General features: G+C 70.5%; 20 protein-coding genes. 1 reads left to right on the top strand and 19 read right to left on the bottom strand.

Annotated features, from left to right (window positions below; translation table 11 throughout):
* Positions 1-90: 90 nt before the first annotated feature.
* Positions 91-1,923, top strand: a complete 1,833-nt coding sequence (locus B086_RS0136870) for a glycoside hydrolase family 18 chitinase (RefSeq protein ID WP_018571464.1) — start codon at positions 91-93, stop codon at positions 1,921-1,923.
* 95 nt (positions 1,924-2,018) lie between these two features.
* Here B086_RS0136870 and B086_RS0136865 read toward each other — a convergent pair whose 3' ends face one another.
* From B086_RS0136865 to rho, 19 genes are all read right to left on the bottom strand, one after another.
* A complete protein-coding gene (locus tag B086_RS0136865) occupies positions 2,019-2,465 on the bottom strand; it encodes a DUF2550 domain-containing protein (RefSeq protein ID WP_018571463.1) in 447 nt (148 codons plus the stop codon).
* Between the two features lie 130 nt (positions 2,466-2,595).
* Complete coding sequence (locus tag B086_RS0136860) at positions 2,596-2,973, bottom strand: F0F1 ATP synthase subunit epsilon (protein ID WP_018571462.1); 378 nt, start codon at positions 2,971-2,973, stop codon at positions 2,596-2,598.
* Positions 2,974-3,085: 112 nt separating this feature from the next.
* Complete coding sequence (gene atpD / locus B086_RS0136855; protein ID WP_026253164.1) at positions 3,086-4,534, bottom strand: F0F1 ATP synthase subunit beta; 1,449 nt, start codon at positions 4,532-4,534, stop codon at positions 3,086-3,088.
* Positions 4,534-5,451 (bottom strand): F0F1 ATP synthase subunit gamma, encoded by a 918-nt coding sequence (locus B086_RS0136850; protein ID WP_018571460.1) that lies wholly within the window; start codon positions 5,449-5,451, stop codon positions 4,534-4,536. The genes atpD and B086_RS0136850 overlap by 1 nt, the downstream gene beginning before the upstream one ends.
* A 21-nt stretch (positions 5,452-5,472) precedes the next feature.
* Positions 5,473-7,065 (bottom strand): F0F1 ATP synthase subunit alpha, encoded by a 1,593-nt coding sequence (atpA, locus tag B086_RS0136845; protein WP_018571459.1) that lies wholly within the window; start codon positions 7,063-7,065, stop codon positions 5,473-5,475.
* Between the two features lie 141 nt (positions 7,066-7,206).
* Complete coding sequence (locus tag B086_RS0136840; protein ID WP_018571458.1) at positions 7,207-8,028, bottom strand: F0F1 ATP synthase subunit delta; 822 nt, start codon at positions 8,026-8,028, stop codon at positions 7,207-7,209.
* A complete protein-coding gene (locus B086_RS0136835) occupies positions 8,025-8,588 on the bottom strand; it encodes a F0F1 ATP synthase subunit B (protein WP_018571457.1) in 564 nt (187 codons plus the stop codon). The genes B086_RS0136840 and B086_RS0136835 overlap by 4 nt, the downstream gene beginning before the upstream one ends.
* A 44-nt stretch (positions 8,589-8,632) precedes the next feature.
* Positions 8,633-8,872: an ATP synthase F0 subunit C gene (atpE, locus tag B086_RS0136830; RefSeq protein ID WP_018571456.1), complete on the bottom strand. Its 240-nt coding sequence runs from the start codon at positions 8,870-8,872 to the stop codon at positions 8,633-8,635.
* 77 nt (positions 8,873-8,949) lie between these two features.
* On the bottom strand, positions 8,950-9,768 hold the full coding sequence (gene atpB, locus B086_RS0136825; protein WP_018571455.1) for a F0F1 ATP synthase subunit A: 819 nt from the start codon (positions 9,766-9,768) through the stop codon (positions 8,950-8,952).
* A gap of 225 nt (positions 9,769-9,993) precedes the next feature.
* Complete coding sequence (locus B086_RS0136820; protein WP_018571454.1) at positions 9,994-10,431, bottom strand: hypothetical protein; 438 nt, start codon at positions 10,429-10,431, stop codon at positions 9,994-9,996.
* A 301-nt stretch (positions 10,432-10,732) separates the two neighbouring features.
* On the bottom strand, positions 10,733-12,109 hold the full coding sequence (locus tag B086_RS0136815; RefSeq protein ID WP_018571453.1) for an MraY family glycosyltransferase: 1,377 nt from the start codon (positions 12,107-12,109) through the stop codon (positions 10,733-10,735).
* 171 nt (positions 12,110-12,280) lie between these two features.
* Positions 12,281-13,519, bottom strand: coding sequence for a serine hydroxymethyltransferase (glyA, locus tag B086_RS0136810; protein WP_018571452.1), 1,239 nt, complete (start codon positions 13,517-13,519; stop codon positions 12,281-12,283).
* 150 nt (positions 13,520-13,669) lie between these two features.
* Positions 13,670-14,329, bottom strand: coding sequence for a low molecular weight phosphatase family protein (locus B086_RS0136805; protein ID WP_037874546.1), 660 nt, complete (start codon positions 14,327-14,329; stop codon positions 13,670-13,672).
* 88 nt (positions 14,330-14,417) lie between these two features.
* A complete protein-coding gene (locus B086_RS0136800; RefSeq protein WP_018571450.1) occupies positions 14,418-15,065 on the bottom strand; it encodes an L-threonylcarbamoyladenylate synthase in 648 nt (215 codons plus the stop codon).
* 64 nt (positions 15,066-15,129) lie between these two features.
* Positions 15,130-15,969, bottom strand: a complete 840-nt coding sequence (prmC, locus tag B086_RS0136795; RefSeq protein WP_018571449.1) for a peptide chain release factor N(5)-glutamine methyltransferase — start codon at positions 15,967-15,969, stop codon at positions 15,130-15,132.
* A 127-nt stretch (positions 15,970-16,096) separates the two neighbouring features.
* On the bottom strand, positions 16,097-17,173 hold the full coding sequence (gene prfA / locus B086_RS0136790; RefSeq protein ID WP_018571448.1) for a peptide chain release factor 1: 1,077 nt from the start codon (positions 17,171-17,173) through the stop codon (positions 16,097-16,099).
* A gap of 110 nt (positions 17,174-17,283) precedes the next feature.
* Positions 17,284-17,508, bottom strand: a complete 225-nt coding sequence (gene rpmE, locus B086_RS0136785) for a 50S ribosomal protein L31 (RefSeq protein ID WP_018571447.1) — start codon at positions 17,506-17,508, stop codon at positions 17,284-17,286.
* 171 nt (positions 17,509-17,679) lie between these two features.
* Positions 17,680-18,825 carry an LCP family protein gene (locus B086_RS0136780; RefSeq protein ID WP_018571446.1) on the bottom strand — a complete coding sequence of 382 codons (1,146 nt, stop codon included), beginning with the start codon at positions 18,823-18,825 and terminating at the stop codon, positions 17,680-17,682.
* A 697-nt stretch (positions 18,826-19,522) separates the two neighbouring features.
* Complete coding sequence (gene rho / locus B086_RS0136775; protein WP_018571445.1) at positions 19,523-21,598, bottom strand: transcription termination factor Rho; 2,076 nt, start codon at positions 21,596-21,598, stop codon at positions 19,523-19,525.
* Positions 21,599-21,950: the final 352 nt, after the last annotated feature.

The following is a 21,950-nucleotide window of genomic DNA, read 5'->3' as shown; positions in this document are numbered from 1 at the left end:
TCTGGTCCAGACCTTTCTACTCTCGCAGCACCGCGGGGCGTGAAGGCTCAGTCATGCCCCTGACATTCTTCCCCCGACAAGGAGGCGCGCATGCGCTTCAGACACAGAGCCGCGGCGGGGTTCGCGACCCTCGTGCTCCCCCTCGCCGGAATCGTCGGCCTCTCCGGCCACGCCCAGGCGTCCGCCGAGGCGGCGCCCACGGCCACCGCCACCTTCACCAAGACCGGTGACTGGGGCAACGGCTTCGGCGGCAACTGGACCGTCAAGAACACCGGCGCCTCGGCGATCAGCTCCTGGACCGTGGAGTGGGACTTCCCGTCCGACACCAAGGTCGGCTCCGCCTGGGACGCCACGGTCACCAACTCCGGCAACCACTGGACCGCCAAGAACGTCGGCTGGAACGGCGCCATCGCCCCCGGGGCGTCGGTCTCCTTCGGCTTCAACGGCACCGGCCCCGGCTCCCCCTCCAACTGCACGCTCAACGGCGGCAGCTGCGACGGCGGCCCCAGCGTCCCGGGCGACAACCCGCCCTCGGCGCCGGGCACCCCCACCGCCTCCGGGGTCACCGACACCTCGGTGAAGCTCTCCTGGGGCGCCGCCACCGACGACAAGGGCGTCAAGAACTACGACGTCCTGCGCGACGGCAAGAAGGTCGCCACCGTCACGACCACGTCCTACACGGACAACGGTCTGACCGCGGGCACCGACTACTCCTACAGCGTCCAGGCCCGTGACACCGCCGACCAGACCGGTCCGGTCAGCGCCTCGGTCGCCGTGCACACCACCGGAGGCGGCGGCGGCAACCCGCCCACCGGTGACAAGGTCAAGCTCGGCTACTTCACCGAGTGGGGCATCTACGGGCGCAACTACAACGTCAAGAACCTGGTGACGTCCGGCTCCGCGTCCAAGATCACGCACATCAACTACGCCTTCGGCAACGTGACCGGCGGCAAGTGCGCGATCGGCGACTCCTACGCCGACTACGACAAGGCGTTCACCGCCGACCAGTCGGTCAGCGGCGTCGCCGACAACTGGGACCAGCCGCTGCGCGGCAACTTCAACCAGCTGCGCCAGCTGAAGGCCAAGTACCCGAACATCAAGGTGCTCTACTCCTTCGGCGGCTGGACCTGGTCCGGCGGCTTCGCGGACGCGGCCAAGAACCCGGCCGCCTTCGCCCAGTCCTGCTACGACCTGGTGCACGACCCGCGCTGGTCCGATGTCTTCGACGGCATCGACATCGACTGGGAGTACCCGAACGCCTGCGGTCTGACCTGCGACAGCAGCGGACCGGCGGCCTTCAAGAACCTGCTGGCCGCGGTGCGCGCCAAGTTCGGCAAGGAACTGGTCACCGCCGCCACCACGGCGGACGGCTCGGCCGGCGGCAAGATCGACCTGACCGACTACGCCGGTGCCTCGCAGTACGTCGACTGGTACAACGTGATGACGTACGACTTCTTCGGCGCCTGGGACGCGAAGGGCCCGACCGCCCCGCACTCCCCGCTCACCTCGTACTCGGGCATCCCGAAGGACGGCTTCAACACCGCCGACGCGATCGCCAGGTACAAGGCGCAGGGCGTGCCCGCGAAGAAGCTGCTGCTCGGCATCGGCTTCTACGGGCGCGGCTGGACCGGGGTCACCCAGGACGCCCCGGGCGGCACGGCGACCGGAGCGGCGCCCGGCACCTACGAGGCCGGCATCGAGGACTACAAGGTCCTCAAGACCAGCTGCCCGACCACCGGCACCATCGCCGGTACGGCCTACGCCCACTGCGGCAGCAACTGGTGGTCGTACGACACCCCGGCGACCATCAAGTCGAAGATGGCCTGGGCCAACAGCCAGGGCCTCGGCGGCGCCTTCTTCTGGGAGTTCAGCGGTGACACCAGCAACGGTGAACTGGTGAGCGCCCTCAGCAGCGGCCTGTAGGCGCAAGCCCGCAGCCCCTGTGACACACCGAAGCTCCCCCCGGACGGCGGACCGGGGGGAGCTTCTTCATGCCTGCCTCCACGTGGGGGGCCGCTCTACGCGACGTTCACCCTCTGGCCGGGCGGGGCCGCCTCCAGCCAGGCCAGGAAGCCGGTGAGCGCGTCCTCGCTCATGGCCAGTTCGACCCGGGTGCCCTGGTGCAGACAGGTGAGGATCACCGCGTCGGACAGCAGGGCGAGTTCCTCCTCGCCCTCGGGCCGCCGGCGGCCGGCCACCTCGATGGACGCCCGCTCCAGCGTGCGCCGCGGGCGGGGCGCGTAGGAGAAGACCCGGTACCACTCCACGCGGTCGCCGTTGTAGCGGGCCACCCCGTAGCTCCAGCCCTTGCCGCTGGTGTCGGGCTCCTCCGGCACGTCCCAGCGCAGCGAGCAGTCGAAGGTGCCGCCGGAACGCTGGATCAGTCTGCGCCGCAGACCGAAGACGAACAGTCCCACCACCACGAGCGCGACCACGACCGAGCACACAGTCAGAGCGAGGACCATCGGCACCGACCTCCTCGTCTCCTAGGTAATGGAACGGAAAAAACACCCGCATCCACCTCAGCCGCGGCCGGTCCCGGATTGCTCCGGTACCGGCCGCGGCTGAGTGGTGTCATCACATGGTGTCGCTGGTTCAGCGCACCGCCGTCGCCGCTCGCAGGCGGACATCCGCGCGGCGCTCGGCGGTGGCATCGCCCTCCGCCTTCGCGCGCTCGAGCTCCCGCTCCACGCGCTGGACGTCGATCTCGTCGGAGAGCTCGGCGATCTCGGCCAGCAGCGACAGCTTGTTGTCGGCGAACGAGACGAAACCGCCGTGCACCGCGGCGACGACCGTCGCGCCTTCACTCGTACGAATGGTCACCGGGCCCGACTCCAGCACACCGAGCAGCGGCTGGTGACCGGGCATGACGCCGATGTCGCCGGACGTGGTGCGCGCGACGACCAGGGTGGCCTCGCCGGACCAGACCTGACGGTCGGCGGCGACCAGCTCGACATGCAGCTCAGCAGCCAAGGGTGGCTCCTCGGGTCACCACCCGGTGGGATCACCGGGTGTTGGAAACAAGTCTAGTGGGCGTGCGTGAGGGGGCGGGACGCGCCCGCCCCCTCACACGAACTCAACGAGTTCAGGAGACGCCCAGCTCCTTGGCGTTCTTCTTCAGGTCCTCGATACCACCGCACATGAAGAAGGCCTGCTCCGGGAAGTGGTCGTACTCGCCGTCGCAGATCGCGTTGAAGGCCGCGATCGACTCGTCCAGCGGGACGTCCGACCCGTCGACGCCGGTGAACTGCTTGGCGACGTGGGTGTTCTGGGACAGGAAGCGCTCCACGCGACGGGCGCGCTGGACGACGAGCTTGTCCTCTTCGCCCAGCTCGTCGATACCGAGGATCGCGATGATGTCCTGGAGGTCCTTGTACTTCTGGAGGATGTTCTTCACGCGCATCGCGGCGTTGTAGTGGTCCGCCGCGATGTACCGCGGGTCGAGGATGCGGGACGTCGAGTCCAGCGGGTCCACGGCCGGGTAGATGCCCTTCTCGGAGATCGGACGGGAGAGCACCGTCGTCGCGTCGAGGTGGGCGAAGGTGGTGGCCGGGGCCGGGTCGGTCAGGTCGTCCGCGGGGACGTAGATCGCCTGCATCGAGGTGATCGAGTGACCGCGGGTCGAGGTGATGCGCTCCTGGAGGAGGCCCATCTCGTCGGCCAGGTTCGGCTGGTAGCCCACCGCGGACGGCATGCGGCCGAGCAGCGTGGAGACCTCGGAACCGGCCTGCGTGAAGCGGAAGATGTTGTCGATGAAGAACAGCACGTCCTGCTTCTGGACGTCACGGAAGTACTCGGCCATGGTCAGGCCGGCCAGCGCGACGCGCAGACGGGTGCCCGGGGGCTCGTCCATCTGACCGAAGACCAGCGCGGTCTTGTCGATGACGCCCGAGTCGCTCATCTCGTCGATGAGGTCGTTGCCCTCACGGGTGCGCTCGCCGACACCGGCGAACACGGAGACACCGTCGTGGTTGTTGGCGACACGGTAGATCATCTCCTGGATGAGCACCGTCTTGCCGACACCGGCACCGCCGAACAGACCGATCTTGCCGCCCTTGACGTACGGGGTCAGCAGGTCGATGACCTTGACGCCGGTCTCGAACATCTCGGTCTTCGACTCGAGCTCGTCGAAGCGCGGGGCCTTGCGGTGGATGGACCAGCGCTCGCCCGTGTACTGCTCGTCGACGTTCAGCACCTCACCGAGGGTGTTGAACACCTTGCCCTTGGTGAAGTCGCCGACCGGGACGGTGATGCCGTCGCCGGTGTCGGTGACCGGGGCCTGGCGGACCAGACCGTCGGTGGGCTGCATGGAGATGGTGCGGACCAGGCCGTCACCCAGGTGCTGGGCGACCTCCAGGGTCAGGATCTTCCGCTCGCCCGCGTTCGCCGGGTCGGAGACCTCGACGTGCAGGGCGTTGTAGATGTCCGGCATCGCGTCGACGGGGAACTCCACGTCGACGACCGGGCCGATGACCCGCGCGACGCGGCCGGTGGCCACGCCCGCCGCAGCGGTCGGCTCAACAGTGGTGGTCATTAGTTGTCACTCCCCGCGGTCGCGTCGGCCAGGGCGCTCGCGCCACCGACGATCTCGCTGATTTCCTGGGTGATTTCGGCCTGGCGGGCCGCGTTGGCAAGACGGGAGAGCGTGTTGATCAGCTCGCCCGCGTTGTCGGTGGCCGACTTCATCGCGCGCCGCGTGGCGGCGTGCTTGGAAGCGGCCGACTGGAGCAGCGCGTTGTAGATCCGGCTCTCCACGTAGCGCGGCAGCAGGGCGTCGAGGACGTCCTCCGCCGAGGGCTCGAAGTCGTAGAGCGGCAGGATCTCGCCCTTGGGCGCCGCCTCGGCCGCGACCTCCTCGAGGCGCAGCGGAAGCAGCCGGGGGTCGACCGCCGTCTGCGTCATCATCGAGACGAACTCGGTGTAGACGATGTGGAGTTCGTCCACACCACCGTCGGCCGTGTCCTTCTCGATCGCCTCGATCAGCGGCGCCGCCACCGTCTTGGCGTCCGCGTAGGACGGCTGGTCGGTGAAGCCCGTGAACGACTGCGTGATGGTGCGCTCGCGGAAGTTGTAGTGGGCGACACCGCGGCGGCCGACGATGTACGTGTCGACCTGCTTGCCCTCGCGCTCCAGGCGCTCGGTGAGCTGCTCCGCCGCCTTGATGGCGTTGGAGTTGAAGGCGCCGGCCAGACCGCGGTCGCTGGTCAGCAGCAGGACCGCGGCACGGGACGGGTTCTCCGCCTCCGTGGTCAGCGGGTGCCTGGTGTTCGAACCGGTGCCGACCGCCGTGACCGCGCGGGTCAGTTCCTGCGCGTACGGCGTGGAGGCCGCCACCTTGCGCTGCGCCTTGACGACGCGCGAGGCGGCGATCATCTCCATCGCCTTGGTGATCTTCTTGGTCGCGGTGACGGATCGGATGCGACGCTTGTAGACCCGGAGCTGGGCTCCCATGAGTCAGGTCCCTTCCTTACGTCACTTGGCGGCAGCGGCCGGAGTGTCGTCGCCGAGCAGCTTGCCGTCCGAGGTCTCGAACTGCTTCTTGAACTCGGCGACGGCGTCGTCGATCGCCTGGATCGTGTCGTTCGACATCTTGGCGCCCTCCTTGATGGAGGTCATCAGGCCCTGCTCCTTGCGGTGCAGGTACTCCAGCAGCTCCTTCTCGAAGCGGCTGATGTCGGCGACGGGGACGTCGTCCATACGGCCGTTGGTACCGGCCCACACGGAGACGACCTGGTCCTCGGTGGCCATCGGCTGGTACTGGCGCTGCTTCAGCAGCTCGACCATGCGCTGACCGCGCTCCAGCTGGGCCTTGGAGGCCGCGTCCAGGTCGGAACCGAAGGCGGCGAACGCCTCCAGCTCACGGAACTGGGCGAGGTCCACGCGCAGTCGGCCGGAGACCTGGCGCATCGCCTTGTGCTGGGCGGAGCCACCGACTCGGGAGACGGAGATACCGACGTTCAGCGCGGGCCGCTGGCCGGCGTTGAACAGGTCGGACTCCAGGAAGCACTGGCCGTCCGTGATGGAGATGACGTTGGTCGGGATGAACGCCGAGACGTCGTTGGCCTTGGTCTCGACGATCGGCAGACCGGTCATCGAACCGGCGCCCATGCCGTCGGAGAGCTTGGCGCAGCGCTCCAGCAGACGGGAGTGCAGGTAGAAGACGTCGCCCGGGTAGGCCTCGCGGCCCGGCGGGCGGCGCAGCAGCAGGGAGACGGCACGGTAGGCGTCGGCCTGCTTCGACAGGTCGTCGAAGACGATCAGGACGTGCTTGCCCTGGTACATCCAGTGCTGGCCGATGGCGGAGCCGGTGTAGGGCGCCAGGTACTTGAAGCCGGCCGGGTCGGAGGCCGGGGCCGCGACGATGGTCGTGTATTCCAGCGCGCCGTTCTCCTCCAGCGCGCGGCGGACCGACGCGATGGTGGAGCCCTTCTGACCGATGGCGACGTAGATGCAGCGGACCTGCTTGTTCGGGTCGCCGGTGCGCCAGTTGTCGCGCTGGTTGATGATCGTGTCGACGGCCAGGGCGGTCTTGCCGGTCTGGCGGTCGCCGATGATCAGCTGGCGCTGGCCGCGGCCGATCGGGGTCATCGCGTCGACGGCCTTGTAGCCCGTCTCCATCGGCTCGTGCACCGACTTGCGCTGCATGACCGTGGGGGCCTGTAGTTCGAGGGCGCGGCGGCCTTCGGTCTCGATCTCGCCGAGGCCGTCGATCGGGTTGCCGAGGGGGTCGACCACACGGCCGAGGTAGCCCTCGCCCACGGCGACCGACAGGACCTCGCCGGTGCGGGTGACCGGCTGGCCCTCCTCGATGCCGCTGAACTCACCGAGGACGATGGCACCGATCTCGCGCTCCTCGAGGTTGAGGGCGAGGCCGAGGGTGCCGTCCTCGAACTTCAGCAGCTCGTTGGCCATGGCCGAGGGCAGGCCCTCGACCTTCGCGATGCCGTCGCCGGCAAGGGTGACCGTACCGACCTCCTCGCGCGAGGCCGCGTCCGGCTTGTACGACTGGACGAAGTTCTCCAGCGCGTCCCGGATCTCCTCCGGCCGGATCGTGAGCTCCGCCATCTGGGTTCCCTGCTCTCCTTGTTGGGCCCGAAGTTTCACTTGGGGGGTGTGCCACGAGTTCGGGACTCCCCCCGATAAGAGGTGAATCCTCTGCACGGCCCAACCAGGGCCGTCGTGTACGTCTTGCGTGTTGCGGTGCTGCTAGCTCGCCATGCGGCGGGCGGCGTCCTCCAGCCGGTCCGCGAGCGAGCCGTTGATGATCTCGTCGCCGACCTGCACCCGGATTCCGCCGACCAGCTCGGGGTCCACGTCGAGGTTCAGGTGCATCTGACGGCCGTAGAGGCGGCCGAGGGCGGCGCCGAGGCGCTGCTTCTGGCCGTCGCTCAGCGGGACCGCCGAGGTGACGACGGCGACCATGCGGTCGCGCCGGTCCGCGGCGAGCTTGGACAGGGACTCGAGGCCCGCTTCCAGGCTACGTCCCCGCGGGGCGCTCACCAGGCGCGTCACCAGACGCTCGGTGACCGGCTTCGCCCGGCCGCCGAGCAGCCGGTGCAGCAGCTCGGTCTTGGCCGAGGGGCCTGCGGCCCGGTCGGTCAGCGCGGCGCGCAGTTCGGTGCTGGAGGAGACGATCCGGCCGAACCGGAACAGCTCGTCCTCCACGTCGTCCAGCGTGCCGCCCCGCTGCGCGGTGGTGAGGTCGGCGATGTCCGCCAGCTCCTCCAGCGCGTCGACCAGGTCCCGCGACTGCGACCAGCGCGAGCGCACCATGCCGGACACCAGGTCCACGGTCGCGCCGCCGACCTGGCTGCCGAGCAGGCGCTGGACCAGCGTGGCCTTGGCCTCCGCGGACTGCGCCGGGTCGGTGAGGGCCCGGCGCAGGCCGACCTCGCGGTGGAGCAGCGCGGTGACCGCGGCCAGCTCGTCGGCGAGGCGCGCGGAATCGGCGGACGTGGAGTCCGTCAGCGCGTCGAGACGCTCACGCGCGGCGCTCAGAGCCTCGCGGCTCGCTCCGTGCGCTGTCATCGAGCCGCCTCGGCCGTGGAAGCGGCCTCGTCGAGCCCGTCGAGGAAGCGGTCGATCACGCGGCTCTGCCGGGCGTGGTCCTCGAGGGACTCGCCGACGAGCTTGCCGGCCAGCTCGGTGGCGAGCTTGCCGACGTCCTGGCGGAGCACGGACGCGGCGGCCTTGCGGTCGGCCTCGATCTGGGCGTGGCCGGCGGCGACGATCTCCTCGCGCTGGCGCTGGCCCTCGGCCCGCATCTCGGCGATGAGCGCGGCACCCTGCTCCTGCGCCTCCTGGCGCAGGCGCGCGGCTTCGTGCCGGGCCTCGGCGAGCTGGGCCTTGTACTGCTCGAGGACGCTCTGGGCCTCGACCTTCATGGCCTCGGCCTCTTCGATACCGCCTTCGATCGCCGCGCGGCGCTCCTCCAGAACCTTGTTGATGTTCGGCAGGAGCTTCTTCCCGAGGAAGAAGAAGACGATGGCGAAGGTGACGAGGCCGATGACCAGCTCGGGGCCGGGCGGGATGAGAGGGTTCTGCTGCTCCTCCGCCGCCAGCTGCACCAGCTGCTGTGTCAGCTGCATGTCATCAGTGCCTTTCCCTAATGGGGTGGGTCGTCCGCCGCGGTTTACTTGTAGGTGTAGACGAACGGCATGACGATGCCGATGAGGGCGAGCGCCTCACAGAAGGCGAAGCCCAGGATCTGGTTGGCACGGATCAGACCGGCGGCCTCGGGCTGGCGGGCGAGCGCCTGGGTGCCGTTGCCGAAGATGATGCCGATGCCGATGCCGGGACCGATGGCGGCGAGGCCGTAGCCGACGGAGGCGATGGAGCCGGTGACGGCGGCAAGGGTCTCAGTGGCAGCCATGCTGATTCTTCCTTCTCTTTCAAGGACCGGTGGGGGTTGGCCACCGGACGTCTGTGACGGGGGCGGTGCGGGGTGGCTCAGTGGTGCTCGGCGAGAGCGCCCTGAACGTAGGAGCAGGCCAGGAGGACGAAGACGTACGCCTGGACGGCCTGGACGAAGAGCTCGAACAGGATCATGACCATCGCCATGACGAACGAGACGGCGCCGGCCGCGATCAGCCAGCTGTTCATCAGGTACCAGCTGGCGACGGTGAACATCACGAGCAGCAGGTGACCGGCGAACATGTTGGCGAACAGTCGCACCGCGTGGGTGAACGGGCGGACCAGGACGTTCGAGAAGAACTCGATGACCACGACGAGCGGCAGCACCGGGCCGAGCGACTTGTCGTAGCCGGTGAGGTTCTTGAAGCCACCGGCGAAGCCGTGCTTCTTGAAGGTCAGGACCATCCAGGTCACGTACACGCACAGGGCGAGGGCGGCCGGGTAGGCGATGATCGACGTCACCGGGAACTGGGCGACCGGGATGATCGACCACAGGTTCATGATCCAGATGAAGAAGAACAGCGAGACCATGAAGGGCACGTACTTCTCGCCCTCGCGCTTGCCGAGCGTCTCGTAGACGATGCCGCGGCGCACGAAGTCGTAGCCGGCCTCACCGACCATCTGGAGCTTGCCGGGCACCACCTTGGCCTTGCCGAAGGCCGCCCAGAAGAAGCCGACCACCACGAGCGAGGTGATGATGGCGAGCAGCATCGGCTTGTCGAAGTCGTAGCCGCCGACCGAGAACATCGGCTTGAAGAGGAAGGAGTGGAGGCCGGGCGACGGAAAGCCGCAGCCGTTGTCGGCGAAGACGCGGCAACTCCAGTCGAAGGCGAGCGTGGTCTGTTCAGCACTCACCGCGGGCTCCTTCAGCGTGGCGCATGGGTACGGCAACCTCGTTGTGTCGGCGCGGCGGGCAGCCGCGGGTCGGCACCGGACTGGTGTGACGGATGTGGTGGCGGCCGGCGGGCATCGAGCCCCGCGATCGAGCAGGCGTCAGCTCAGCTGCCCGCGCCCGCGATGCCGCAGTTGGCACCGGACGATAGCAGGAGATCTCGCACGCCTTTATCCCGGGCCTACCCCTCACGACGAAGACCCGGTCTTCTCGGACTTCTCGCTCTTCTCGGAGTCCGGTTCGACATAGAAGATCTTGGCCTTCATGTGTGCGCGCGCCTGTGCGGCCATCCATACGACGGTCGCGACGACGAGCGAGAACGCGAACGCCTTCGCATTGAACAGCGAGGTGCCCTTGAAGAGGGCCAAGAAGATCAAGAGCAGCAGCAGTTGGGCGACATAGAGCATGAGGCCCATGGCCTGGAAGAGCTGCGGAAGCGATTTCGCCGTCCACTGGAGCACATGGAGACCGATCCCCATGTAGAGGATGGCCAGCACCACCCCGACAAGCGCCCCGATCGCGCCCTTGCCTCCGGCGACCGCACCACTGACCGCCACAGCGACCACACCGACGGCGGCGGTGGGCACGGCGGTGTGCAGTAGGTTCCGGACGTCATTGGACGGCATGGCGGCAACTCCGCTTTCACAGGGGGGCAGGGTGTCGTCATGGACGAGCGTAGTCCCCGGTCCGAGAGAGGAACCTCATCGCCAAGGGGCCCATGCATCCGGGTCCTTCGGCTCTGTCCGGGGTTCTCGTGAACGGTATCACAAACTATTTGATGCGGTCTTTACCAAGTAGGTGTGCTGGCTGTCACACATGAGAGTGACCCTGCCCGTCTGTGCAAAATCCGGGGCGATGTGTCTGGTATTAGGCCGCTTTGGTCACCCATGAACAGGCAACGCTTTAGTCAGATTCTTACCTTGGGCGTCAGCGTGACGTTCCGGCATTGCGTCCGTCGAGAACACGCGATCGGGGTCCCACGGCGGTCGCTCCGTTGACCCGGGCCGCCGTGGCACCGACCGGCGCCGGACGTACGGACGCCTCCTGCGCACCGGAGGACGGGTGCGCCTCACCGGTCCCGGCCGCCTCGGCGGCCGGGACGGACGCCGAGGCGGCCGGGGCCTGGGCCGCCGCCCGGCGGCGGCGGTAGCGCGGCGGCACGAACTGCTCGGCCCAGCGCGGGGCGCGCGGCGTGAACCGCGGCAGCAGCAGGAGCACCAGCCCGAAGAAGCTGAGCAGCACGATGCCCAGCACGATCCACATGGAGGCCGAGTTGACCGAGTAGCCGAGCGCGCCGAAGCCGATCAGCGCCGCCCAGAAGTACATGATCAGCACGGCCCGGCTGTGCGAGTGGCCGATCTGGAGCAGCCGGTGGTGCAGATGGCCGCGGTCCGCGGCGAACGGCGACTGGCCGCGCCAGGTGCGGCGCACCACCGCGAAGACGAAGTCGGAGGCCGGGATCGCGATGATGGTCAGCGGCATCAGCAGCGGGATGTAGACCGGCACCATCTGGTGCACCGCGTTGCGCTCGGACCCCGAGAACAGCTTCATCACGTCCGGGTCGACCTGCCCGGTCACCGAGATCGCGCCGGCCGCCAGCACCAGGCCGATCAGCATCGAGCCCGAGTCGCCCATGAAGATGCGCGCCGGGTGCATGTTGTGCGGCAGGAAGCCCAGGCACATGCCCATCAGCACGGCCGCGAACAGCGTGGCCGGGGCGGCGGCCTCGATGCCGTACGAGTACCAGATCCGGTAGGCGTACATGAAGAACGCGGCGGCGGCGATGCACACCATGCCGGCCGCCAGCCCGTCCAGGCCGTCGACGAAGTTGACCGCGTTGATGGTGATGACGACCAGCGCCACCGTCAGCAGGGTGCCCTGCCACTGGGTCAGCGCGACCGTGCCGACACCCGGGACCGGCAGCCACAGGATCGTCAGACCCTGCATGACCATCACACCGGCGGCGATCATCTGGCCGCCCAGCTTGATCAGGGCGTCGATCTCGAACTTGTCGTCCAGGACACCGATCAGCCAGATCAGCGCGGCCCCGGAGAGCAGCGCGCGCGGCTCGTTCGACTTCTCGAAGACCTCGTTGAGGTTGGTGAGGTGGTCGGCGACCAGCAGTCCGGCGCACATCCCGAAGAACATCGCGATACCGCCGAGCCGCGGAGTGGGTTCCCGGTGCACGTCACGCGCCCGGATCTCCGGCATCGCCCCCGCCACGATCGCGAACTTGCGCACCGGCCCGGTCAGCAGGTACGTCACCGCGGCCGTGATGCAGAGCGTCAGCAGGTATTCACGCACAGGCTTCCCCACAGGTCTCGCTGGCCATCTCAGCCTCACACCCTAGCGACGCGAGCATATGTATGGGGACTTCCGGGTAGCGACGTTGGTTGCACTCCCGCCGCCGCGCGGGCCCGGACCCGCTCCTCACGTCTGCCCGGCACCGGCCCGCCCAGGCCGCTTCCGCCCGGTTCAGGACGGATACGGCGGGAACGCGGCGGTCAGCGCGCGCACGTCGTCCCGGGCCCGCGCCGCGTCCAGCTCACCGCGCAGCACCTTGCCCAGCAGCACCGCGATCCGCGCCATCTCCTCCTCCCGCATGCCCTGGGTGGTCACCGCCGCCGTGCCCAGGCGCAGCCCGCGGGCACCGGAGTGCGGCAGCGCGCAGCAGTCCAGGACCATCCCGGCGGCGGCCAGACGCCCGCGCGCGGTGCGCCCCTCGATGCCGAGCGGCGCCGGGTCCATGGTGATCAGATGGGTGTCGGTGCCGCCGGTGGTGACGGCCAGGCCCTCCGCCGCCAGGTACGCGGCCAGCACCCGCGCGTTGGCGACCACCTGGTGGGCGTAGGCCGCGAATTCCGGCCGCGCCGCCTCGCCGAACGCCACCGCCTTCGCCGCGACGGTGTGCATCTGGGCGCCGCCCTGGGTGAACGGGAACACCGCCCGGTCCACCCGCTCCGCCAGCTCGCTCCCGCACAGGATCATCCCGCCGCGCGGCCCGCGCAGCACCTTGTGCGTGGTGGCGCACACCACGTCGGCGTACGGCACCGGGCTGGGCGCCGCTCCCCCGGCCACCAGGCCGATCGGGTGCGCGGCGTCGGCGATCAGATAGGCGCCCGTCTCGTCGGCGACCTCGCGGAAGAACGCGTGGTCGATGTGGCGCGGGTAGGCGATCGAGCCGCACACGACCGCCTTGGGCCGGTGCGTACGGGCCAGGGCGCGCACCTGCTCGTGGTCGATGAGGCCGCTCTCGGCGTCGACGCCGTAGCCGACGAAGTCGAACCAGCGGCCGGAGAAGTTCGCGGGCGAGCCGTGGGTGAGGTGCCCGCCGTCCGGCAGGCCGAGGGCGAGCACGGTGTCGCCGGGCCGCAGCAGCGCCGCGTAGGCGGCCAGCACGGCGGAGGAGCCCGAGTGCGGCTGGACATTGGCGTGCTCGGCACCGAACAGCGCCTTGGCGCGCTCGATCGCGAGCCGCTCGGCGGCGTCCACGATCTCGCAGCCGCCGTGGTGGCGGGCGCCCGGGTAGCCCTCGGCGTACTTGTTGGCCAGCGGCGAGCCGAGCGCGGCGAGCACCGCGGGCGAGGTGAAGTTCTCCGCCGCGATCAGCTGGAGCGTGGTGGACTGCCGGGCCAGCTCGCCCAGCACGAGCTCGGCCGCCTGCGGGTCCTGCCGCCGCAGGACATCGGTCTCCAGGGCGGGCAGGACCGGCATGGCGGACTCCGGGCGGTCGACGGTGACGTACGTCCAGTGCGTACGTCCAATGTAGGCCCGCCGGGGCCGCTGCGCGCGGCCGCTGAGCCGTCGCGGGGACGGCCGGGGCCCGGGGGCGCCGCCGGGCCCCGGCCGGGCCCGTGCGGCCCGTCAGGCCCGCGCGGCGACCCCCGTCAGCGCCGTCACGACCGGGTCCAGCGCCTCGTGTATCTCGTCGCCGATCGAGCGGAAGAACGGCAGCGGGGCGCCGTAGGGGTCGTAGACCTCGTCGGCCTCCACGCTCGGCGCCAGCAGCCAGCCGCGCAGCGCGGCGGCGGCCCGTACCAGCGCGCGGGCGCGCTCGACCACGCCGTCCTCCAGCGGCGGCAGCGTGGCCGGGTCGATCGCCTTCACCAGGCGGGTGAACTCCTTGAGCGTGAAGGTGCGCAGCCCGGCCGAGTGCCCCATGGAGATGACCTGCGCCCGGTGGTCGCGGGTCGCGGTGAGCACCAGGTCGGCGCGGATCACATGCTCGTCCAGCAGCTCCCGGCCGGTGAAGCCGGAGGCGTCCGCGCCGAAGTCGGCCAGCACCGTCTCGGCGTTGGTCTCCATGGGCGCGCCCTCATGGCCCCAGGTGCCCGCGCTCTCCACGATCAGCCCGCCGCCGGCCGCCTCGCCCAGCCGGTCCGCCACGAAATGCCGGGTCAGCCGCTCGGTGATGGGCGAGCGGCACACGTTGCCGGTGCTGACGTGGAGGATGCGGAAGGTGTCGGGGGCCGGTTCCGGCCGCGCCGGGAACCCCGCCTCGTCCGCCACGCCTATGCCACGCATGGGGGTCCCCCCTGTGCGCGGGGACGGCCCCGTCCGGACACGGCCGGGGCCGGGACGGGCACCGGGGACTCGGGGAAGCGGGGGGCCGTCAATTCGCCACCTCGAGGTCGGGTACCACCTTGCGCAGTTCCTCGGCCGACAGCGCGCCCGCGCGCAGCAGCACGGGCACCTCGCGGCTGACGTCGACGATGGACGACGGAACGTTGCCGGGGGTGGGACCGCCGTCCAGGTAGACGGAGACGGAGTCGCCGAGCATCTCCTGCGCGGCGTCGCAGGTCTCCGGCGCGGGGTGGCCGGTGAGGTTCGCCGAGGAGACGGCCATCGGGCCGAACTCGGTGAGCAGTTCGATGGCGACCGGGTGCAGCGGCATGCGCACGGCGACCGTGCCCCGGGTGTCGCCCAGGTCCCACTGGAGGGACGGCTGGTGCCGGGCGATGAGCGTGAGGGCGCCGGGCCAGAACGCGTCCACCAGCTCCCAGGCCATCTCCGAGAAGTCCGTGACCAGGCCGTGCAGCGTGTTCGGGGAGCCGATGAGGACGGGCGTGGGCATGGCGCGGCCGCGGCCCTTGGCGGCGAGCAGGTCGCTGACGCCCTCGGAGGAGAACGCGTCGGCGCCGATGCCGTAGACCGTGTCGGTCGGCAGCACCACGAGCTCGCCCCGGCGGACGGCGGACGCGGCCTCGCGCAGACCCGTCGCGCGGTCGGTCGCGTCGTTGGTGTCGTATCGCCGTGCCATTGTCAGCGGGCCTCCTCGTACACGTACTGCTGGTCTGGCGTCCTGGGGGTGGGCTGCGCGCGGCTCATGGCAGCGCCTTGCGGGCGGTGGCGAACCGCGGCCGGTTGTTGAGGTCGGGGTGGTCGGCGGCGTCGGCCCAGCCCCGCTCCTCGGTGAAGATCCACGGCACCTGGCCGCCCTGGGTGTCGGCGTGCTCGATCACGACGACCCCGCCGGGACGCAGCAGCCGGTGCGCGGTGCGCTCGATGCCGCGGATCAGGTCGAGACCGTCCTCGCCGGAGAACAACGCCAGCTCGGGGTCGTAGTCGCGGGCCTCGGGGGCGACGTACTCCCATTCGGTGAGCGGGATGTACGGCGGGTTGGAGATGACCAGGTCGACCTGGCCGTCCAGGTCGGGGAAGGCGCTCAGCGCGTCGCCCTGGCGCAGGTCGACGCGGGAGCCCCGCACGTTCTTGCGGGTCCAGGTCAGCGCGTCCTCGCTCAGCTCCACGGCGTGCACGCGCGAGCGCGGCACCTCCTGGGCGAGCGCGAGCGCGACGGCGCCCGAGCCGGTGCACAGGTCGACGATGCACGGTTCGACCACGTCCATGGCCCGTACCGCGTCTATCGCCCAGCCGACCACGGACTCGGTCTCCGGCCTCGGCACGAAGACACCGGGGCCCACCTGGAGCTCCAGATAGCGGAAGTAGGCGCGTCCGGTGATGTGCTGGAGCGGCTCGCGCTGCTCGCGCCGGGCGATGACCTCCCAGTACCGGGCGTCGAAGTCGGCGTCCTGCACGGTGTGCAGCTGGCCGCGCTTGACGCCGTGCACGAACGCGGCGAGCTCCTCGGCGTCGTTGCGCGGCGAGGGCACACCGGCGTCGGCCAGCCGCTGGGTGGCCTGCGCCACCTCCGCGAGCAGCACGCTGCGGGGGCCTGGGGGTCGCCCCCCGGATTCTTGCTGCACGCTGGTCCTCCGTGCTTGGTGGTTCGTCCGTACGTCCGTACGTCCCTGCCGTGGCGCACCGGGCGGCACCGCGGCCGGGCGTGCCTCAGGCGGCCGCGAGCTTGGCGGCCGAGTCCGCGTCGACGCAGGCCTGGATCACCGCGGCCAGGTCGCCGTCGAGGACCTGGTCCAGGTTGTACGACTTGAAGCCGACCCGGTGGTCCGAGATGCGGTTCTCCGGGAAGTTGTAGGTGCGGATCTTCTCGGAGCGGTCGACGGTGCGGACCTGGCTGCGGCGGGCGTCCGCGGCCTCCCGCTCCGCCTCCTCCTGCGCCGCGGCGAGCAGCCTGGAGCGCAGGATACGCATCGCCTGCTCCTTGTTCTGGAGCTGGCTCTTCTCGTTCTGGCAGGAGGCGACGACTCCGGTGGGCAGGTGCGTGATGCGCACCGCGGAGTCGGTCGTGTTGACGGACTGGCCGCCCGGCCCCGAGGAGCGGTAGACGTCGATGCGCAGGTCGTTCGGGTTGATCTCGACGTCGACCTCCTCGGCCTCGGGGGTCACCAGGACACCCGCCGCCGAGGTGTGGATACGGCCCTGGGACTCGGTGGCCGGCACCCGCTGCACGCGGTGCACACCGCCCTCGTACTTCAGCCGGGCCCACACGCCCTGGCCGGGCTCGGTGGCGCCCTGGCCGCCCTTGGTCTTCACCGCGACCTGGACGTCCTTGTAGCCGCCCAGCTCGGACTCGGTGGCGTCGATGATCTCGGTCTTCCAGCCGACGCGCTCGGCGTAGCGCAGATACATGCGCAGCAGGTCGCCGGCGAACAGCGCCGACTCGTCGCCGCCCGCACCGGCCTTGATCTCCAGGATGACGTCCTTGTCGTCGCTGGGGTCGCGCGGCACGAGCAGCAGGCGCAGCTTCTCGGTCAGTGCCTCGCGCTGCTTGTCCAGCTCCTTGACCTCGGCGGCGAAGTCCGGGTCGTCGGCGGCCAGTTCGCGCGCGGTCTCGATGTCGTCGCCGGTCTGCTTCCAGGAGCGGTACGTGGCGACGATGGGCGTCAGCTCGGCGTAACGCTTGTTGAGCTTGCGCGCGTTCGCCTGGTCGGCGTGGACCGACGGGTCGGCGAGCTTCTTCTCCAGGTCGGCGTGCTCGACGACGAGCTCCTCGACGGCCTCGAACATCTTGGGCTCCTGCTACTGCGTGGGGAGGGGAAGGGCGGGCGACCAAAAACGCCGGTCCCGGGCGCACCCCGGTGAGGGGGCGCGGCCGTGGACCGGCGGATTGGGGCTCGCTACTTCTTGGAGCCGGCGGCAGCCTTGCCGAAGCGGGCCTCGAAGCGGGCCACACGGCCACCGGTGTCGAGGATCTTCTGCTTGCCCGTGTAGAACGGGTGGCACTCGGAGCAGACCTCGGCCCGGATGGTGCCGGAGTCGATGGTGCTGCGGGTCGTGAACGACGCGCCGCAGGTGCAGCTGACCTGCGTCTCGACGTACTCGGGGTGGATGTCGCGCTTCAAGGTGTCTCCTATGTTCGGGAGGGCGCCGGGTCGCCGCCGCGGGGTGCGGGGGGCGTGAACCGGAGCCGACGTACCAGTCTGCCAGGACTGGTGCCTTCTCCCCAAACCGGGGGGTGCGGCCATTTGTTCCCGGCGGCGGAGGCGGCCCGCCGCCGACGGCGGGGGCGGTGCTCAGGAGCCGCTGACGACGCCCTTGGCCTCGCCCGTCGCCGTGCCCTCGGTGGCCGCGCGGGGGATCGGCCGGTCGGCCTTGAGGGCCGTCCAGACCTGCTGGGCCTTGCTCTCCTCGATGATCACGCGGTTGGGGTCGGCCGGGTCGTACCGCACCGGCATGGTGACCATCGTCATACGGCTGGAGCTGATGCCCTTGAGGCCGTCGGCGAAGGAGATCAGCGAGTTCACCGAGCCGAGGTCGGAGTCGGCGGTGACCGCCTTGGTCGCGGTGTCGGCGAGGTCGTAGAGCTTCTTGGGGCTGGTGAAGACCCCGACGTGCTTGACCTGGTCGATCAGCGCCTTCACGAACGCCTGCTGGAGCTGGATGCGGCCCAGGTCGGAGCCGTCGCCGACGCCGTGCCGGGTGCGGACCAGACCGAGCGCCTGCCGCCCGTCGAGGGTGTGGGTGCCCGCGGTGAGCTTCAGGTGGCTGTTGGGGTCGTCGATGGCCTTCGTGGTGGTGACCCGGACCCCGCCGAGGTCGTCGATGAGCTTCTGGAAGCCGCTGAAGTCGACCTCCAGGTAGTGGTCCATCCGCAGCCCGGTCAGCGACTCCACGGTCTTCACCGCGCAGGCGGCGCCGCCGGTGCCGTACGACTCGTTGAACATCGCACGGTGTGCGGCCGGGTGCGTGGTGCCCCGGGTGTCGGTGCACTCGGGGCGGTCCACGAGGGTGTCGCGGGGTATGGAGACCACGCTGGCCCGTTTGTGGCCCTCGTACACGTGCACGATCATCGCGGTGTCCGAGCGGGCGCTGCCGTCGTCCGTACCGCCGCCCAGCTTCTTGTTGCCGCCCGCGCGGGTGTCCGAGCCGAGGACCAGGATGTTCTCCGAGCCGTTGTCGGCCTTGGAGGGCCGGTCGGCGCCGAGGGCCTGGTTGATGTCGACCGTCTTCAGGTTGCCGTTGAGCTTGAGGTACAGATAGCCGGCGCCGGTGCCGCCGAGCACCACGATCCCCGCGGTCGTCCAGGCCGCGACCAGCAGCCCCCTGCGGCGCCCCGCGGGCGGCTTGCGGCGGCGGCCTCCGGCGCCCTTGCGGCGGGGGCTGTCGGTCCCGGGTTTCTTCCCCGGTATACCGGGGCCCGGCGTGCTCTGGGCGGACATGTGCTCCTCAGCTCTCGTCTCGGGTCGGTTACCCCTCGTCGCCAGGGTCAGGCCCGGCCCGGCCGAATGAGCCCGTACCGCACCATCGTCGCTCTTCCCGGTCAGACGAGATAGCCGGGGCAAAGGTTGCACCTGGAGTTGTGGGGAAGGTCTCGGGGCCGGGGGCTTCTGGGGGAGGGTTCTCGGGGGGTGAGGGTCCTCTGGGGGGGGCGGGGCCTCCGGGGGCGGCGCGCGGTCGGGGCGCGGGGCGGGTCTGGGCGCGGCCCGGCGAGGGCTGAGGGCGGGACGCGCACCCTTGCTCGTCCCCCGGCCGCCGCGGCACGCAGGCCCGGCGGGCACCAGGATCCCTGCTTCCCGGCCTGTGCCCGGCTTGCGGATCCGGACCGTACCCGACCTCCAGCTGTGCCCGGCTTCCGGTTCCGGCCGGCGCCTCGGGTCCCGCCCATGGCCCGCACACCCGGCCCGCGCACCTGACTCCCGGCCCCGCGCGCGTGGCCAGGGCCATCGGCCTGACCTGGGGGTTTCGCCACGGGCGGGCGCCGCCCCGGCTCAGGAAAGCTCGGCGCAGCCCGAGAACGGGGCGCAGCCCGGAATGCGGGGGCGCGGCGCCGAGGGCGGGCGCGGCCCCTCGCGGCACGGCGAAGGGCCGCCCCCTCGCGGGGAGCGGCCCTTCGTCGTCGGTCGCGGCGGACGCGGATCAGTCGCCGTTGCCAGGGGTCGGCGTCGTCTTCTGGATCTGCATCAGGAACTCGACGTTCGACTTGGTCTGCTTCATCTTGTCGAGGAGCAGCTCGATCGCCTGCTGCTGGTCGAGCGCGTGCAGCACCCGGCGCAGCTTCCAGACGATGCCCAGCTCCTCGGAGTTCAGCAGGATCTCCTCCTTGCGGGTGCCGGACGCGTCCACGTCCACCGCCGGGAAGATGCGCTTGTCGGCGAGCTTCCGGTCGAGCTTGAGCTCCATGTTGCCGGTGCCCTTGAACTCCTCGAAGATCACCTCGTCCATGCGGGACCCGGTGTCCACCAGCGCGGTGGCGAGGATGGTCAGCGAACCGCCGTCCTCGATGTTGCGCGCGGCGCCGAAGAAGCGCTTGGGCGGGTACAGCGCGGTCGAGTCGACACCACCGGAGAGGATGCGGCCCGACGCCGGGGCGGCGAGGTTGTACGCACGGCCCAGGCGGGTGATCGAGTCCAGCAGCACGACCACGTCGTGACCCAGCTCCACCAGGCGCTTGGCGCGCTCGATGGCCAGCTCGGCGACCGTGGTGTGGTCCTCGGCCGGGCGGTCGAAGGTCGAGGAGATGACCTCGCCCTTCACCGACCGCTGCATGTCGGTGACCTCTTCCGGACGCTCGTCGACGAGGACGACCATCAGGTGGCACTCGGGGTTGTTGTGCGTGATCGCGTTGGCGACCGCCTGCATGATCATGGTCTTGCCGGTCTTCGGCGGGGCCACGATCAGACCGCGCTGGCCCTTGCCGATCGGCGACACCAGGTCGATGATCCGGGTCGTCAGCACGCCCGCCTCGGTCTCCAGGCGGAGCCGGTCCTGCGGGTAGAGCGGGGTCAGCTTGTTGAACTCCGGGCGGCCGCGGCCGTGTTCGGGCGCCATGCCGTTGACGGAGTCGAGGCGGACCAGCGCGTTGAACTTCTCGCGGCGCTCGCCGTCCTTGGGCTGGCGCACGGCACCGGTGACGTGGTCGCCCTTGCGCAGACCGTTCTTGCGGACCTGGGCGAGGGAGACGTACACGTCGTTCGGGCCGGGCAGGTAGCCGGAGGTCCGGATGAACGCGTAGTTGTCGAGGATGTCCAGGATGCCCGCGACCGGGATCAGGACGTCGTCCTCGGCGATCTGCGGCTCCTGCACCTCGTCGCGCCCGCGACGGCCACGGCGGTCGCGGTAGCGGCCGCGACGGCCGCGACGGCCGCCCTCGAAGTCGTCGTCGTCCTGCGGGCCGTTGTTCCGGTCCTGACGGTCCTGACGGTCCTGGCGCTCCTGCCGGTCCTGGCGGCCGCCGCCCTGCTGCTGGCCCTGCTGGCGCTGGCCCTGCTGGTCGTCGCCCTTGCGCCGGTCACGGTCACGGTCGCGGTCACGGTCACGGCCGCGCTCACGGCGGTCGCGGCGGCGGTTCTCGCCGCCGTCGCCCGCGTCGCCCTTGGCGTCGCCCTGCTGGCCCTGGGCCTGCTGCGACTGCTGGGCGGAGGCGTCGGCCTTGGCGTCGGCCTTCGGCTCGCTCTTCGCCTCGGCGGTGACCGTCTCCGGGCTGCCCGCCTCGGCGGTGGCACGGCGGCGGCGGCGCTCGGCCGGGGCGTCGTCTCCCCCAAGCTCTCGGCTTCGCTCGACCAGGGCGGGGCCCCCGGCCGGCTGGCCGGGAATCTCGATCTGCTGCTGGGCCACGGCCTTCTCGGCGGGCGCCTCGGCGGCCTTCTTGCCCGCGGCGGCGCTGTCGTCGCCCGTACGGGTACGGGAGGTCGCGCGGCGCTTCGGCTTGGTCTCGGTGGCCTCACCGGCGGCGGGCGCGGCCTTCGCGGGGGCGCCCCCCTGGGCCTGCGCCTCCTTGATGACCTCGATCAGCTGGCTCTTGCGCATCCGCGCGGTGCCCCTGATGCCGAGGCCCGAGGCGACCTGCTGAAGCTCGGCCAGCACCATTGCCTCGAGGCCGGTGCCACGGCGACGCCGGGAGCCGGCACCGGTGGCAGGCGCGGAGGCGTCCGTGGCGGGCGCGGCAGCGGTCTCCTCGACACGTGCGCCCATCAGATCGGTGGTGTCGCTCACGAAGGGTCCTTCCCTGGAGCGGACGTCGGCCTGTCTGGCTCGGCGACCGGTTGTGCTGTCCGGCTTCGGTCCTTGCTGTGTGGACCGTGCCGGGGCGGTGGTCCGCCAAAGCGGCGGAAGAGATATCAGGTGAGTGGCGCTGCCGCGACAGGACGTGGCACCTGGTGTCACGGCGTCACGTGGCGTGGTAGCACCGTTTCCGGAGCGTGCCCTGTGGACCGCTCAGCGTCCGCGTACGGCGTACTGCCCGGGTACGGCGTACGGAACACAGAGTGGCTTGGGGAGCTCCCGGAAGAAGGTTGGTCCCGAACGGGGACACGAAGCACCTCGCCATGGTGGGGTCGGGTGCAGA

It is taken from the genome of Streptomyces sp. PsTaAH-124 (assembly GCF_000373685.1).
Lineage (GTDB): Bacteria > Actinomycetota > Actinomycetes > Streptomycetales > Streptomycetaceae > Streptomyces > Streptomyces andamanensis.
Note: the sequence above shows the minus strand (reverse complement) of the source record. Positions and strands in the feature narration are given on the sequence as shown.

Excerpts from the sequence above, each read along its gene's own strand:
- B086_RS0136870 (WP_018571464.1), top strand. The coding sequence starts at position 91 with ATGCGCTTCAGACACAGAGCCGCGGCGGGGTTCGCGACCCTCGTGCTC.
- B086_RS0136865 (WP_018571463.1), bottom strand. The coding sequence starts at position 2,465 with ATGGTCCTCGCTCTGACTGTGTGCTCGGTCGTGGTCGCGCTCGTGGTG.
- atpD (WP_026253164.1), bottom strand. The coding sequence starts at position 4,534 with ATGACCACCACTGTTGAGCCGACCGCTGCGGCGGGCGTGGCCACCGGC.
- B086_RS0136850 (WP_018571460.1), bottom strand. The coding sequence starts at position 5,451 with ATGGGAGCCCAGCTCCGGGTCTACAAGCGTCGCATCCGATCCGTCACC.
- atpA (WP_018571459.1), bottom strand. The coding sequence starts at position 7,065 with ATGGCGGAGCTCACGATCCGGCCGGAGGAGATCCGGGACGCGCTGGAG.
- B086_RS0136840 (WP_018571458.1), bottom strand. The coding sequence starts at position 8,028 with ATGACAGCGCACGGAGCGAGCCGCGAGGCTCTGAGCGCCGCGCGTGAG.
- B086_RS0136835 (WP_018571457.1), bottom strand. The coding sequence starts at position 8,588 with ATGCAGCTGACACAGCAGCTGGTGCAGCTGGCGGCGGAGGAGCAGCAG.
- atpE (WP_018571456.1), bottom strand. The coding sequence starts at position 8,872 with ATGGCTGCCACTGAGACCCTTGCCGCCGTCACCGGCTCCATCGCCTCC.
- B086_RS0136820 (WP_018571454.1), bottom strand. The coding sequence starts at position 10,431 with ATGCCGTCCAATGACGTCCGGAACCTACTGCACACCGCCGTGCCCACC.
- glyA (WP_018571452.1), bottom strand. The coding sequence starts at position 13,519 with ATGCCGGTCCTGCCCGCCCTGGAGACCGATGTCCTGCGGCGGCAGGAC.
- B086_RS0136805 (WP_037874546.1), bottom strand. The coding sequence starts at position 14,329 with ATGCGTGGCATAGGCGTGGCGGACGAGGCGGGGTTCCCGGCGCGGCCG.
- B086_RS0136800 (WP_018571450.1), bottom strand. The coding sequence starts at position 15,065 with ATGGCACGGCGATACGACACCAACGACGCGACCGACCGCGCGACGGGT.
- prfA (WP_018571448.1), bottom strand. The coding sequence starts at position 17,173 with ATGTTCGAGGCCGTCGAGGAGCTCGTCGTCGAGCACGCCGACCTGGAG.
- B086_RS0136780 (WP_018571446.1), bottom strand. The coding sequence starts at position 18,825 with ATGTCCGCCCAGAGCACGCCGGGCCCCGGTATACCGGGGAAGAAACCC.